The organism is Micromonospora sp. NPDC050417 (assembly GCF_044458865.1).
GTDB lineage: Bacteria > Actinomycetota > Actinomycetes > Mycobacteriales > Micromonosporaceae > Micromonospora_G.
In genome coordinates this window covers 221,420-235,403 of sequence record NZ_JBITIH010000006.1, presented here as the reverse complement: position 1 = coordinate 235,403, position 13,984 = coordinate 221,420, and the positions used below count along the sequence as shown (strand labels likewise).

Annotated in this window: 15 protein-coding genes; 6 read left to right on the top strand and 9 right to left on the bottom strand. The window is 71.0% G+C overall.

Annotated elements, in window-relative coordinates; all coding sequences use genetic code 11:
• Positions 1 to 12 precede the first annotated feature (12 nt).
• Positions 13 to 1,326, bottom strand: a complete 1,314-nt coding sequence (locus ACIBF5_RS11015) for a class I SAM-dependent RNA methyltransferase (RefSeq protein WP_396810346.1) — start codon at positions 1,324 to 1,326, stop codon at positions 13 to 15.
• Positions 1,323 to 3,425 carry an APC family permease gene (locus ACIBF5_RS11010; RefSeq protein WP_396810344.1) on the bottom strand — a complete coding sequence of 701 codons (2,103 nt, stop codon included), beginning with the start codon at positions 3,423 to 3,425 and terminating at the stop codon, positions 1,323 to 1,325. The genes ACIBF5_RS11015 and ACIBF5_RS11010 overlap by 4 nt, the downstream gene beginning before the upstream one ends.
• A gap of 170 nt (positions 3,426 to 3,595) precedes the next feature.
• Between ACIBF5_RS11010 and ACIBF5_RS11005 the strand changes: the two genes are divergently transcribed.
• Entirely contained in the window at positions 3,596 to 4,261 is a 666-nt protein-coding gene (locus tag ACIBF5_RS11005) for a potassium channel family protein (protein ID WP_396810342.1), read from the top strand.
• 1 nt (position 4,262) lies between these two features.
• Entirely contained in the window at positions 4,263 to 4,952 is a 690-nt protein-coding gene (locus ACIBF5_RS11000) for a TrkA family potassium uptake protein (RefSeq protein WP_121159131.1), read from the top strand.
• A gap of 21 nt (positions 4,953 to 4,973) precedes the next feature.
• Here ACIBF5_RS11000 and ACIBF5_RS10995 read toward each other — a convergent pair whose 3' ends face one another.
• The 4 genes from ACIBF5_RS10995 to dut form a co-directional block, all read right to left on the bottom strand.
• Entirely contained in the window at positions 4,974 to 5,669 is a 696-nt protein-coding gene (locus tag ACIBF5_RS10995; protein WP_396810340.1) for a DUF3159 domain-containing protein, read from the bottom strand.
• A 41-nt stretch (positions 5,670 to 5,710) separates the two neighbouring features.
• The gene (locus tag ACIBF5_RS10990) at positions 5,711 to 6,091 is read right to left on the bottom strand and encodes an OB-fold nucleic acid binding domain-containing protein (RefSeq protein WP_396810338.1); all 381 of its coding nucleotides are present in this window, start codon (positions 6,089 to 6,091) and stop codon (positions 5,711 to 5,713) included.
• 161 nt (positions 6,092 to 6,252) lie between these two features.
• Complete coding sequence (locus ACIBF5_RS10985; RefSeq protein ID WP_396810336.1) at positions 6,253 to 7,059, bottom strand: DUF3710 domain-containing protein; 807 nt, start codon at positions 7,057 to 7,059, stop codon at positions 6,253 to 6,255.
• Positions 7,056 to 7,559, bottom strand: coding sequence for a dUTP diphosphatase (dut, locus tag ACIBF5_RS10980; RefSeq protein WP_396810335.1), 504 nt, complete (start codon positions 7,557 to 7,559; stop codon positions 7,056 to 7,058). The genes ACIBF5_RS10985 and dut overlap by 4 nt, the downstream gene beginning before the upstream one ends.
• A gap of 88 nt (positions 7,560 to 7,647) precedes the next feature.
• Here dut and ACIBF5_RS10975 point away from each other — a divergent pair, with 88 nt between their 5' ends.
• Positions 7,648 to 8,175: a DUF3093 domain-containing protein gene (locus ACIBF5_RS10975; protein WP_396810333.1), complete on the top strand. Its 528-nt coding sequence runs from the start codon at positions 7,648 to 7,650 to the stop codon at positions 8,173 to 8,175.
• On the opposite strand, the gene ACIBF5_RS10970 is transcribed toward ACIBF5_RS10975, so the two are convergent.
• Together ACIBF5_RS10970 and ACIBF5_RS10965 are read right to left on the bottom strand one after the other, a co-directional pair.
• Positions 8,172 to 9,065, bottom strand: a complete 894-nt coding sequence (locus ACIBF5_RS10970; RefSeq protein WP_396810331.1) for a hypothetical protein — start codon at positions 9,063 to 9,065, stop codon at positions 8,172 to 8,174. The two genes, ACIBF5_RS10975 and ACIBF5_RS10970, sit on opposite strands and share 4 nt — an antisense overlap.
• A 144-nt stretch (positions 9,066 to 9,209) precedes the next feature.
• The gene (locus ACIBF5_RS10965; protein WP_121159124.1) at positions 9,210 to 9,506 is read right to left on the bottom strand and encodes a DUF4193 domain-containing protein; all 297 of its coding nucleotides are present in this window, start codon (positions 9,504 to 9,506) and stop codon (positions 9,210 to 9,212) included.
• A gap of 440 nt (positions 9,507 to 9,946) precedes the next feature.
• Here ACIBF5_RS10965 and ACIBF5_RS10960 point away from each other — a divergent pair, with 440 nt between their 5' ends.
• Positions 9,947 to 10,465, top strand: coding sequence for a LytR C-terminal domain-containing protein (locus ACIBF5_RS10960; protein ID WP_396810439.1), 519 nt, complete (start codon positions 9,947 to 9,949; stop codon positions 10,463 to 10,465).
• A gap of 205 nt (positions 10,466 to 10,670) precedes the next feature.
• Here ACIBF5_RS10960 and ACIBF5_RS10955 read toward each other — a convergent pair whose 3' ends face one another.
• The gene (locus tag ACIBF5_RS10955; RefSeq protein WP_396810329.1) at positions 10,671 to 11,495 is read right to left on the bottom strand and encodes an inositol monophosphatase family protein; all 825 of its coding nucleotides are present in this window, start codon (positions 11,493 to 11,495) and stop codon (positions 10,671 to 10,673) included.
• A gap of 286 nt (positions 11,496 to 11,781) precedes the next feature.
• On the opposite strand from ACIBF5_RS10955, the gene ACIBF5_RS10950 reads away from it, so the two are divergent.
• Both ACIBF5_RS10950 and ACIBF5_RS10945 read left to right on the top strand, forming a co-directional pair.
• Positions 11,782 to 13,401 carry an RNA polymerase sigma factor gene (locus ACIBF5_RS10950; protein ID WP_396810327.1) on the top strand — a complete coding sequence of 540 codons (1,620 nt, stop codon included), beginning with the start codon at positions 11,782 to 11,784 and terminating at the stop codon, positions 13,399 to 13,401.
• A 244-nt stretch (positions 13,402 to 13,645) separates the two neighbouring features.
• A complete protein-coding gene (locus tag ACIBF5_RS10945; RefSeq protein ID WP_121162601.1) occupies positions 13,646 to 13,879 on the top strand; it encodes a hypothetical protein in 234 nt (77 codons plus the stop codon).
• The last annotated feature ends 105 nt before the right edge of the window (positions 13,880 to 13,984 follow it).

Sequence of the window (13,984 nt, the reverse complement as noted above, 5' to 3'; positions counted from 1 at the left end):
CACCTACGGTGACTACGCCGGCGTGAACAGCCCGACGCACTCCACGTGCTGGGTCATCGGGAAGAGGTCGTACCCGCGCAGCTCGACCAGGCGCCAACCGGCCTCGGCGAAGATCCGAACGTCCCGGGCGAACGCCGCCGGGTCGCAGGCCACGTACGCGACCGCGCGTGCCCCGGTGCCGGTCAGTGCCCGAACCACGTCGGCACCGGCGCCGGTACGCGGCGGATCCAGGACCACCAGGTCGACCGGACCGGTGATCCGGCGGCGGGCCAGCGCGGTCTCCACCTTCGCCGAGACGACCTCGACCTGTGCCAGGTCGGTCAGGTTCTCCCGAGCCGCCGCGATCCCGGACGGCGAAGCCTCGACCATGGTCACCCGCCCGGTGGGTCCGACCCGCTCGGCGAGCGCGGCGGCGAAGAGCCCTGCCCCGCCGTACAGATCCCAGGCGCGTTCCCCGGCGGTAGGCGCGAGCAGTTCCAACACCGCGCCGACCAGGGTGTCCGCGGCGGCCGGGTGGACCTGCCAGAACGCGTCCACCGGCAGTTGCCACTGTCGGCCGGCGGCCAGCTCACGAACGGTCGAGGGGCCCTGCTCGGCGAAGGACGTGCCGTTCACGACGGTCTGCACGGCCACGTCGCCACCGGTCGAGGCGACCGTCTCCACCGCTTCCGCCGCCGACCACCGCTGCCCGTCGCCGGAGAGCACCGGCAGGGTCTGGATCGCGGGGTGGGCGATCAGGCAGCGCTCCACCGGCACCACCTCGTGGGAGCGGTGCTTGAGCAGACCGGCCCGGCCCGCCGCGTCGACCGCGTACCGGACCCGGGAACGCCAGCCCAGTGACCCGCCGGGCAGCGGCGCGACCCGCAGGCCCAGCGCGTCGACCTCGACCTGGCTGAGGTGGCCGAGGCGGCGCAACTGCTCGCGTACGACCTCGGCCTTCCACTCAAGCTGAGCCTCGGGCGCGACATGCTGCAGGTCGCAGCCCCCGCAGCGATTCGGCCCGGCGTACGGGCACGGCGGGCTGACCCGCTGCGGTGCCGCCGCGAGCACGGAGACCGCGTCGGCCCGGAGAAATCCCCGGTTCACCTCGGTGATCTCGGCGATCACCCGTTCTCCGGGGAGGGCGTGCCGGACGAAGACGATCTGCCCGTCGAGCCGGGCCACGCAGTGTCCGCCGGGCGCGACCGCGTCCACGGTCAACTCGACCCGCTCCGCCTCGCCCGGGCCGGTCCGCTCCTGCGCCCGCGCCGCATCGGCGTCCGCCCCGGACCCCGGGATGGGGCGGGACTGCTCCGGGCTCGTCCGGCTCGTTTCTGCCCGGCTCATCGCTGTTCCGCCTTTGGTTCGGGGTCGTTCGGGGTGGGACCGGCCTGCGCCGGCCGGGGTGGGGTCGGGACGGCCTCCGGTGGCCGGGGCGAGGTGAGCAGGCCACCTGTGTTGGCCCCGCGCGGGCCACGGGCCGGGCCGCGGCTGAGCGTGGCGTCGTACCGGTCGAGGTCCTTGTTCGCCGACGAGGCGAGTTGCCAGGGCACGCTGGTCACCATCACGCCCGGCTCGTAGAGCAGCCGTCCCTTGAGCCGCAACGCGCTCTGGTTGTGCAACAGGTTCTCCCACCATCGGCCGACGACGTACTCCGGGATGAAGACGGTGACCACGTCGCGCGGCGCGTCGCGGCGCACCGAGGCGACGAAGTCGAGGATCGGCCGGGTGATCTCCCGGTACGGCGAGTCGATCACGGTCAGCGGCACCGGTACCCCGCGACGTTCCCACTCGGCCTGGATCGCCCGGGTGTCCTTCTCGTCGACGTTCACCGTCACCGCGGTCAGCGTGTCCGGCCGGGTCGCCTGGGCGTACGCGATCGCCCGCAGGGTCGGCTGGTGCACCTTGCTGACCAGCACGATGGCGTGGTTACGCGCGGGCAGCATCGGCCGCCCGTCGGCCGGGGTCAGCTCGGCCGAGACGGTGTCGTAGTGCTTGCGGATGCCGAGCATGAGCGCGTAGATCACGGCCATCGCGGCGATCGCGATCCAGGCGCCGAGCAGGAACTTCGTGATCAGCACGATCACCAGTACGACGCCGGTGAGTCCCATGCCGAAGCCGTTGATCGCCCGTGAGCGGATCATCTTGCTGCGGCGCTCCGGGTCCCGCTCCACCCGCAACAGCCGGTTCCAGTGTCGGATCATGCCGGCCTGGGAGAGGGTGAAGGAGACGAAGACGCCGACGATGTAGAGCTGGATCAGTCGGGTGATCTCAGCCTGGAAGCCGACGATCAACACGATCGCGGCGATGGAGAGAAAGACGATGCCGTTGGAGAAGGCCAGGCGGTCGCCCCGGGTGTGCAGTTGGCGGGGCAGGTAGCGGTCCTGGGCCAGGATCGAGCCGAGCACCGGGAACCCGTTGAAGGCGGTGTTCGCGGCCAGGAAGAGGATCAGCGCGGTCACCCCGGCGACCACGTAGAGCAGGAACGACCCGCTGCCGAAGACGGTCTCGCCGAGTTGGGTGGTTACGGTCTTCTGCACGTACCCGTCCGGGCCGGCGATGATCTGTCGGACCGGGTCCTCGACGAACTGCAGGTGGGTGAGGCGGGCCAGCCAGATGATGCCGACCAGCATGGTGATCGCGACGACCCCGAGCAGGAGCAGCGTCGACGCCGCGTTCTTGCTCTTCGGGGGCTTGAACGCCGGTACGCCGTTGGAGATCGCCTCGACGCCGGTCAGCGCCGCCGCTCCAGAGGAGAAGGTACGTAGCAGGAGGAAGACCAGGGCGAACCCGGTGACGCTGTGTTCGGCCTGGATGTGCAGGTCGGCGCTGGGCGCGCGGAGGTCGTCGCCGAGCACGAAGATCCGGAACAGACCGGTGAGGACCATGCCGATGATGACGATCATGAAGCCGTAGGTCGGGATGGCGAACGCCGTCCCCGACTCCCTCAGCCCTCGCAGGTTGATCGCGGTCAGGATCACCACCGCCGCCACCGCGACGCCGACCTTGTGCTCGGCCACGAAGGGCACCACCGAGCCGAGGTTCGCCACCCCGGAGGAGACCGAGACCGCGACGGTCAGCACGTAGTCGACCAGCAGTGCGCTCGCCACGCCCAACCCGAAGCGCGGCCCCAGGTTGACCGTGGCCACCTCGTAGTCGCCGCCGCCGGAGGGGTAGGCGTGCACGTTCTGCCGGTAACTGGCCACCACCGTGAGCATCACCACAACCACGGCGAGCGCCACCCATGGCGAGAAGACGAACGCCGAGGCGCCCGCGATCGACAGGGTCAGCAGGATCTCGTCCGGCGCGTACGCCACGCTGGAGAGCGCGTCGGAGGCGAAGACGGGCAGCGCTATGCGTTTGGGTAGCAGGGTGTGCTGCAACCGGTCGGACCGGAACGGTCGACCGAGAAGCAGCCGCTTCATCAGAGAGGTGGGACTGGCCACAACCGCTAAGAGTACGACCGGCCGATACCGGTCGACACCGGGTGGCGATCAACCTCTCCCCAGCCGTTACCGGTACGGTCGGGCGGCGTGAACGGCCCCCGGCATGGCACGCTCTGGAGGTTCCCCCGGCCGCCGGGTGGAACAGACGGCTCACGCCAGGAGGATGCACCGTGCACATCGTGATCATGGGGTGTGGGCGGGTCGGGTCGACGCTCGCCCACGATCTGGAGTCCCGCGGTCACTCGGTGGCCGTCATCGACCAGAACGCGGATAGTTTCCGCCGGCTCGGCCCGGATTTCGGCGGGGTCACGGTCACCGGGGTCGGATTCGACGGCGACGTGTTACGTCAGGCCGGCATCGAGCGGGCGGACGCCTTCGCCGCCGTCTCCAGCGGCGACAACTCCAACATCATCTCGGCCCGGTTGGCCCGGGAGACGTTCGGCGTGAGCCGGGTGGCGGCCCGGATCTACGACCAGAGGCGGGCCCAGGTCTACGAACGGCTGGGCATCCCCACCGTGGCCACCGTCCGGTGGACCGCCGACCGGATGATCCGCCACCTGGTGCCGGAGGGGAACGTGGAGATCTTCCGTGACCCGACCAGCACCGTCTCGATCATCGAGGTGCCGGTACACAAGGACTGGGTCGGCCGGCCGGTACGCGCCATCGAGGAAGCGACCGGTGCCCGCGCCGCGTACGTGATGCGGTTCGGAATCGGCACGCTGCCCACCGTGTCCAGCGTCCTACAGGAGGGTGACCAGCTCTTCATGCTGGTCACCGACGACATGGCCGGCGGGGTCACGACGGCGGCCAGCCAGGCGCCGGAAGGGGGACAGTGACATGCGGGTCGCCATCGCGGGAGCCGGCAACGTGGGCCGGTCCATCGCACAGGAACTGATCGACAACGGCCACCAGGTCATGCTGGTGGAGCGACAGCCGAAGATGCTGCGCCCCGAGCGGGTGCCGGCCGCCGACTGGGTGCTCGCCGACGCGTGCGAACTGGCCAGCCTGGAGGAAGCCGACCTGGCCAGTTGCGACGTGGTGGTCGCGGCGACCGGCGACGACAAGGTCAACCTCGTCGTCTCGCTGCTGGCGAAGACCGAGTTCGCGGTGCCCCGGGTGGTCGCCCGGGTGAACCGCGCGGAGAACGAGTGGCTCTTCACCGACCAGTGGGGAGTCGACGTGGCGGTGAGCAAGCCCCGGGTGATGGCCGCGCTGGTCGAGGAGGCGGTGACCGTCGGCGACCTGGTCCGCCTGATGACCTTCCGACAGGGGGAGGCGAACCTCGTCGAGATCACCCTGCCGGCCGCCGCGCCCTACGTCGGGCACCCGATCCACGCCGTACCGCTGCCCCGCGACGCCGCCCTGGTCGCCATCCTGCGCGGCCGGCGGGTGCTGGTGCCGAGTCCGGACGACCCGCTCGAGGCGGGCGACGAACTGATCTTCGTCTGCACCGCCGAGGTGGAGGACGCGGTCCGCGCGGTCATCCTCGGCGCGGACAGCGTGGAGCGGACCCGGGCGGAGAGCTGACCTGAGCCCCGGCCCGGCCGGTCAGCTCGCGCTGGTCGCGGTGGTCGGCACCGACGGCGACGCGTCGCGGGTCACCCGACGCACCGTCCACACCGTGATCGCCAGGAGCAACAGGTACGGCGGGTAGCCCAGCGCCAGCCGGGCGACGCCGAGCGCGGTGTCCTGGTCGGCGAGGTAGAGCGCGGCCTGCACACCGACCTTGGCCAGCCAGACCACGCCCCAGAGCACGGTCAGCCAGACGAACGTACGCACCAGCCGGGGGTCCTGGCGCCACTCGGACTTGCCGCCGGCGGCGAAGACCGACCAGACCCAGCCGACCAGTGGCTGACGGACCGCCGCCGAGACCAGCAGCGCCACCCCGACCGCTATGCCGTAGAGGATGCCGGGCAGGTAGAAGTCCTTCGAGTCGCCACTGCGGTAGGCGATGAAGGCGCCGATACCGAGGCCGAAGAGCCCGTTGACCGCGTGCCGGATCGGCCGCCGCTGGACCAGCCGGATCGCCGCGATGGCCAGCGCCACCGCCAGCGACGAGATCAACGCCGGACGCAGGTCGGCGAGTACGTTCACCAGGACGAAAACCAGCACCGGGATGCTCGACTCGACCATCCCCCGCCAGCCACCGAGCTGCTCGGACACCTGCTCGGCGATGCTCGGCAGCGGCGCCTCCTCGGCCGGGTCGGGGTCGACCCCGGCGGCCGGCTGTGGTCCAGTCGTCATCTAGGCGTCTTCCGTTCGGGGCGGCTGCCCGGCCTCGGACTTCAACGGGGCAGTTCCAACTCGTAGTGCGGGTTGTAGATGACTTTACGGTCATCGCGGATCGCGACGCGACCACGAACGGTCAATTGCCGACCCGGCTCGATGCCGGTGATGTGCCGGCGACCCAACCAGACCAACGTGACCACGTCGCTGCCGTCGTAGAGGTCCGCCTCCAGTGTCGGCAGGTTGGTCCTCGGCGTGTAGACCACCGTACGGAGCCGCCCGGAGATCGACACCTGCTCGCCCCGCCGGCACAGCCCGGCCGGCGTACCGCCACACTGCGCGCTCTCCCGACGCAGTTCCTGCGCCTCGATCTCCGCCTCGCTCGCGGTCAGCCGCTGCAGGAGGTTGCGCAGCGACCCCCGACCCTCGTCGGTCGCCATGACCTCTGTTCCTCCTTGATCCGCCCGGGTCACCCCGTCGCGGCCTGCTCACCGGCCCCGGCAAAGGAACCAACTACGCCAGCGTACGCCGATCAGCCGTCGCGTCGCGGACCCGGTGGAACCGACCCGGGGTGGCGGGCGACGCTGACCGGTCGGAGGTGTCAGGCCGAGCCGCGCGGACGCGGCGACGGCTTGCCCCGCCCCGGTCCCGGGTCGGAGGCGCCGTTGATCCGGGACACCGCCCCGGAGCCGTTCGGCCCGTCGCCGTCCGGCGAGATCACGGTCTCGCCACCCGGCCGGGTGCCGGCTGCCGCCGCCTCCGCCGCCTGCCGCTCGGCGATCTCCCGGGGCAGGCGCAGGGGCAGCGGCTCCCGCACCGGCTTGGCCTCCTGACCCCGGTCGACCACCAGGCCGTGCAGGCATTCGACGAGCGGGCCGCCGAGACCCGGGTCGCTCGCCACCCGCCCCTGGTAGACGCCACGGACCATCCAGCGCGGCCCGTCGATGCCGACGAACCGCAGGTCGGTCAGCTGACCGTCCGGGGTGCGCACCCGGGCGCGCAGTTCGACGCCGTACTCGCCGTCGGTCTCCTCGGCCGCGGTCCCCTCCTTGAACAGGGACTCCCGGATCTCCTGGCGCACCTCGTCCCAGATTCCCTCGGACCGGGGCGCGGCGAAGACGCCGAGTTGCAGGGCGTTCTCCCCGTGCAGCAGGACCACTTGCTGGACCGCACCGTCGGGGTCCGCCTGGACCCGGATCTCGACGTCGGCCACCGCGGGAATCCGCAGGCTGCCCAGGTCGAGGCGCTCCACGCCGGCGGGGGCCTCCGTGACGTCGTACGGGCCCTGGTCGCGGGTCGGGACGTCGGGCGAGGAGTCGACGTCCGGCTGGTCGGGCGCCGGGCGCTCGGACCGACCGGCCCGCTCCGCCCGGGCGTGCCGTCCACCACGTCCTCGAGAAAAGATCACCGTGCCGACCTTTCGTTGTGGTGCTCGCTTGCGTCGCGTGGGGCGACCAGGCCCGCGTGCCCGCCCGTCGAACCGTGCCCGCCCTCGCCCCGCTGGGTGGTCGGCAGTTCGTCGACAGGATGGAAGCGGGCACGTTCCACCCGCTGCACCACCAGTTGCGCGATCCGGTCGCCGCGACAGATCTTCGCAGGATTCACCCGGTCATGGTTGATCAGGTTCACCATGATCTCGCCGCGGTAGCCGGCGTCGACCGTACCGGGCGCGTTCAGCACCGTCACACCGAGCCTGGCCGCCAGGCCGGAACGCGGGTGGACCAGGCCGACGAAACCCTCCGGCAGGGCGATCGCGATCCCCGTACGGACCAGGGCCCGCTCCCCCGGCGCCAGCTCCACGTCGTGCGCGGCGAGCAGATCGGCGCCCGCGTCGCCGGGATGGGCGTACGCCGGCAGCGGTAGGTCCGGGTCCAGTTGACGGACGGGTACGGGCACGGCTTGGGTCACGGTCTCACTCTTCCGATCCGGTGGTCCCTGGACGGGTCGCCTCTATCCTGCCGGGTCATCCCACCGCGCCGCGCCGTACCCTCACACTGTGGCACCAACTCGTCTCAGTTCCGCCGCGGGCCCGGTCGGGTCCGGCGCCGACGGCTACCACGAACGGCTGCGCCTGCCCTGGTGGTGGTGGCTGGCCGGGGCGGTGGCGGCGTCCCTGCTGGCGATGGAGGTCTGGCTCGGCTCGGGCGGCGTACGCGCCTGGCTGCCCTTTGCCGTGCTGCTGCCCGCGACGGCGCTGCTGCTCTGGTGGCTGGGCCGGATCATGGTCCGGGTACGCGACGGCGAACTGCTCGTCGACGACGCCCGGCTGCCGGTCGGCTTCGTGGCCGACGCCATCGCCCTGGATGCGGAGGGCCGGCGGGAGGTGCTCGGCGTGGGCGCCGACCCGCTCGCGTTCGTGGTCCAGCGTCCCTGGGTGGGTGGCGCCGTACAGGTGGTGCTCGACGACCCCGCCGATCCGACCCCGTACTGGGTGGTCAGCTCCCGGCACCCGGTCCGGCTCGCCGAGGCGATCCTGGCCGCCCGCGACGTGGCCCACAGGACAGCGCCCGCGAGCGCCGGTTAGAGCCGGTCCGGGTCGTCCGTTCGCCGTTCCAGTTCTGCACCGTGCCCCGGTTGGGGCGGTCCGGTGATGGCCCGGAACTGCTTGCGCAGGTCGGTACGGATCGCGTCGCCCAACCCGAGGGTCGCCCGCCGGTTCAGGTAGCCCGCCACCGCCGCACCGGTCAGCATGGGACCGAGCGTGGTCAGGTTGCGGCCGAACCGCCGCAGCAGCATGTCGCGGAGCTGTTTGCGGGCCGGCGCGCCGAGTATGGCGCTGACCCCCATTCCGGGCAGGAAGGGGTTGACCCCGCGTCGACTCGCCCACGACTGGATCATGGCCCCGGCGCGTTGGGTGGTGCTGCCGGGCACCGGAACCCCGTACGCCTCGTGCAGTTCGCCGATCAGCTTGATCTCGATCGTCACCACCGCGATCGTCTCCGCGGCCAGCAGCACCGGCGCGGAGAGCAGGGACGGCGTCACCGCCCACTCGACCGCCGCCACCCCACCGCCGGCCGCCCCGACCCCGGCGGTGGCGCGAGCCGCGTTGCGGATCAACCGCTCGGCGAGCGCGTCCCCGTCGAGGCCGCCGTAGTGCCGCCGGAGCGTCTCCCGGTCCCGGATCGGGATGTGCGGCACCACCTCGCCGACCACGTCGCTCATCCAGCGGATCGCCGCCCTGGGCCGGAACAGGTCGCCCAGGCCACGGGCGCGGACCTGGCCGACGAGCCGGCCCAGTAACCTGGTCCGCCGCGCCGGCTCGATGTCGTCCTCGGTCAACGCGGCGATGGTCGCGCCAAGGTTTCCCTCGGCGCTTGCCGCCTCGGCATCCGGTGGTGGATCCACCGGGCCGGTCCCCCCAGTCGGCGCCGGCACCCCCGCAGGGGTTTCCGGCGCCTGCTCGGAGCGGGTCATGCGCTGACCTCCAGCCGTGCCGATCCGTCCAACGTCGAGTTAGTCGGATCGAGTCAAGCAGGTCGGTGCCACCCGCGCATCTCGAATCGATCGTCGGCCCGCCGGCCGCGCCTCACCCACGCCGCCCCCGGCGTCGGTGCGAACTCAGGCGCACTCGCGGCAGATCAGCTCACCGTTGCGCTCCACCGCCAGCTGGCTGCGGTGGTGTACGAGGAAACAGCGGGCGCAGCGGAACTCGTCCGACTGCATCGGCAGCACCTTCACCGTGAGCTCTTCGTCGGCCAGGTCGGCACCGGGCAGTTCGAAGCTCTCGGCAACTTCGGCCTCGTCGACGTCCACGGCGCCCGACTGTGAGTCGACGCGCCGGGCCTTCAGCTCTTCCAGGCTGTCCTCGCCGAGGTCGACCTCGTCGCGACGCGGGGCGTCGTAGTCGGTGGCCATCGGTTTCACTCTCCTATATCGATATAGTCGCTTCCGGTTGTAACGCCGGAAGACACTGTTTCGGTTCCCGCTGGCCGGTCATCTTTTTCCGGTCCCCCGACCCCGGCTACGTGCCCGGGCCACGGTCGCCTGGGGAACACCCCCGGCGAGCGCGGTACCTTACCCCCCATCGGGCGAGGCATGTATACCGCCCTCGCGGCATGCTTGTACGCCCGAGCGGCCAGAGTTGTTCCCAATGTGACTCAGGCGACACGAAGATAGGGGTAGCGGTAGTCCGAACGGCGTCGGCACGCCGGCATGTTCGCCGGTTTCCGCGCCGGGCCGGACAACAGCTAGCCTCAGCGGCATACTCGGTAGCCGACGGCAGCCCGGTCCGGCCAGCCGCCCGGCACCGCCGAACCGAACCTGTACGGGGAGCCAACCAGATGAGTTTTGCCCGGGTGCGTGCGCTTGTCGTCGTCGGGGTGCTGGCGGTCCTCGCCCTGGCGTTCGTCACCGCGGCACTGCTACGCGACACCCAGCGCGGCTCCGCTTCCGGCGACACCTGTCCGGCGGGGTTCAAGCGGGCCAATGTGGCGCTGCGCGAGCCCAAGGACGTCAAGATCAACGTCTTCAACGCGACAGACACCGTCGGCCTGGCGAACGGGGTCGCCACGGACTTCAAGAACCGCAAGTTCCAGGTGATCAAGCAGGGCAACGACAAGAAGCGGGTCGAGGAGGTCGCGGTCCTGCGGTTCGGCCCGAAGGGGGTGGCCTCGGCGCACCTGCTCAAGGCGTACTTCCTCAACGAGGCCACGCCCGAGTACGACCCGAACCGCGATGACGAGACGGTCGACGTGGTGATCGGTGGCAGCTACACCCAGCTCGCCACCACCACCGAGGTCAACCAGGCACTGAGCGCCGCCGGTGCGCCGACGCTCCCGGAGGGCACCTGCGCCGCCAAGGAGGGCGACAACTAGCACCGCGCGGCGCCGGTGGGCCGGTTCTCCCGACACCCACCGGTACGCCGACGAGGATTTCCACCGAAGGGTGGATCGATGCCGCCTGAAGGGACGGGATCGATCCACCCTTCGGCTTTCGGTCCGCCAACGGCGGGCCGGAACCTGCGCACCCCGCCGGCGTCCCGCTCGTGACGCGACGGCACGTCCGGCGGGTGGGCAGGGCCTACGGCCCGCCGGCGGCGTCGAGCTTGGCCAACCGTTCGTGCAGCGGGCCGAAGAGTGCCGGCGGTGCGGCGATGACCAGGTCCAGCCCGGGTGGGGCACCGTCCAGCCCGCCGACCAGGAGCCCGGCCTCGGTGGCGACGAGACCACCGGCCGCATGGTCCCAGGCGTTGAGGCCCTTCTCGTAGTAGGCGTCCACCCGCCCCTCGGCCGCCATGCACAGGTCCAGCGCCGCCGCCCCGAACCGGCGGATGTCGCGTACGTGCGCGATGAGTCCGGCCAGCACGCCGGCCTGGTGGGAGCGACGGGCGGAGTCGTACCCGAATCCGGTGGCGACCAGCGCCTGACCGAGATCGGTTTCGGTCGACCCGGTGAGTCGGCGTCCGTCGCGCCATGCCCCGCCACCCCGGGTGGCGGTCCACTCGTCGCCGGTCGCGGCGTTGCGTACGACCCCGGCGACGACTTCTCCGTCGACCTCGGCGGCCAGCGAAACGGCGTACTGGGGCAGGCCGTACAGGTAGTTCACGGTGCCGTCGATCGGATCGAGGATCCACCGTACGGAGCCCGGACCGGGCGTGTCCCCGCCGGCCGCGTCGCCGTACTCCTCGCCGAGCACGGCGTCATCCGGTCGTACCTCGCGGAGTGCGGCGATGACCTGCCTTTCCACGGCCCGGTCGGCGGCGGTCACCACGTCCGTGACGGTGCTCTTGGTCGCCACCGCCGATACCCCCTCGGCGCGCATCCGCCGGGCGGTGTCGGCCGCCCTTCGGGCCACCTCGACGGCGAGTTCCAGCAGTTCGTCGGCGCTGGGCTGACTGCTGACCATGACGTCCCCTTCTCGCACGGCTGCGACGTCCGCGCCGCACGCGAGTATCATCCTTACAAAGTCCACATGCGCTCCGAGTCGGCGGCCTCCAGCCGCCGTTTCGGCGTGCGGCGGGGGATGATCCCCGCAGACGGCGTTACAATTCACGCCTGCCCACGCGCCACGGACCGCCGACACCGGCCGGCCCGGGACTCGGGGGTCCCTCAACCACATCGGTCCGGCACGACGCCTAGCGCTGCGCTGGCCGACCCGGCCGTGCTCGCTCATCGCCTCCGGAAGGTCATTCGTGACAGAACCCCGCCACACCGGCGCCGACGTACGCTCCCTCACCGACACCCTGATCGCCCACGCGCAAAACGCCGGCGGCCAGCTCACGTCGGCTGAGCTGGCGCGCACGGTCGAGTCCGCCGAGGTGACCCCGGCCCAGGCCAAGAAGATCCTACGGGCGCTCTCCGACGCGGGCGTCACCGTCGTCGTCGACGGCTCCGCAAGCACCCGCCGCCGGGTTGCCGCCGCCCGGTCAGCGACTCCCGCCTCCAGGGCCACCACCGCCAAGGCGACCGCCAAGAAGGCGTCGCCGGCCCCGAAGCAGGCGCCCGCTGCCGACGAGGCCACTCCGGCCCGCAAGGCGGCCGCCCCCCGCGCCGCCGCCGAAGCGGGGAAACCCGCTGAGACGGCCACCAGAGCCGCGACCCGGACCACCCGGGCCACCAAGGCGGCCGGTGCGGGTTCCGGCGCCACCGGGGCCGTGAAGGCCGCCAAGACGGCGGTCAAGACCAAGCCCGGCGAGGACCCGGGGGTCGACGGCGAGATCGATCCCGAGGAGCTCGCTGCCGAAATCGAGGACGTCGTCGTCGAGGAGCCGGCCGAGCTGACCCAGGCGGCCGAGTCGGATGCGGCCAACTCCGCCACCGACAACGACTTCGAGTGGGACGACGAGGAGTCCGAGGCGCTGAAGCAGGCGCGTCGTGACGCCGAGCTGACCGCCTCCGCCGACTCGGTCCGGGCCTACCTCAAGCAGATCGGCAAGGTTCCGCTGCTCAACGCGGAGCAGGAGGTCGAGCTCGCCAAGCGGATCGAGGCCGGCCTCTACGCCGCCGAGCGGATCCGGGCCGCCGAGGAGGGCGAGGAGAAGCTCGTCATCACCATGGCCCGCGATCTCGGCTGGATCTCGCGGGACGGGGAGCGGGCGAAGAACCACCTGCTGGAGGCGAACCTCCGTCTCGTGGTGTCGCTGGCGAAGCGGTACACCGGTCGTGGCATGGCCTTCCTCGACCTCATCCAGGAGGGCAACCTCGGCCTCATCCGGGCAGTCGAGAAGTTCGACTACACCAAGGGCTACAAGTTCTCCACCTACGCCACCTGGTGGATCCGCCAGGCCATCACCCGCGCCATGGCCGACCAGGCCCGCACCATCCGCATCCCGGTGCACATGGTCGAGGTGATCAACAAGCTCGGCCGGATCCAGCGCGAGCTGCTCCAGGACCTGGGTCGCGAACCCACCCCGGAGGAGCTGGCCAAGGAGATGGACATCACACCTGAAAAGGTGTTGGAGATCCAGCAGTACGCCCGAGAGCCGATCTCGCTCGATCAGACCATCGGCGACGAGGGCGACAGCCAGCTCGGCGACTTCATCGAGGACTCCGAGGCGGTGGTCGCGGTCGACGCGGTCTCCTTCTCGCTCCTGCAGGACCAGCTCCAGCAGGTGCTCCAGACGCTCTCCGAGCGGGAGGCGGGCGTGGTCCGGCTGCGCTTCGGGCTCACCGACGGGCAGCCCCGCACCCTCGACGAGATCGGCCAGGTGTACGGGGTGACCCGCGAGCGGATCCGGCAGATCGAGTCGAAGACGATGTCGAAACTGCGCCATCCGTCCCGTTCCCAGGTACTCCGGGACTATCTTGACTGACCCGAAACGTCAACCAGTTGTGTCGCTTTGATCACCAGGTGTACAACACCCGATAGCGATCGGCCGGTTTCCCGGTTGTGATCGTTGACGTGGCACCCTTGGTGCACGGCACACTGTCTCTACCACGTGTGACCTCGGTCCCCCGCGGGCACACTGGGAAGGCCACACCCCGCCAGGGTGTTGCAGGATAGGTGAGCAACGACCGAAGAGAGTGTTCATCGGTGACGACCCGAGGAGGAAGGCGATGACCCCGACCCTCACGCCGCCGCCCGAGACGGTGGCTCCCCCAGCCGCCGATGAACGGTGCGACCGCTGCAACGCCGCCGGCAAGCTCCGGATCACCCTCGCGGGTGGGAGCGAACTGGTGTTCTGTGGGCATCACGCGAACAAGTACGCCGAGGATCTCGTGAAGATCACGGTCCGGTTCGCTGCTGACCCGGAATTCACGTGGCGTGGCGCCGATCTGATGGCGAACTGATACGAAACCCTAGATAGCTGACCGGAGGTACCCAGACGGGTGCCTCCGGTTAACTATCTCCGCTCCGACCAGCGGGACATCGGGGGATGGCTGTGACCCGTACCG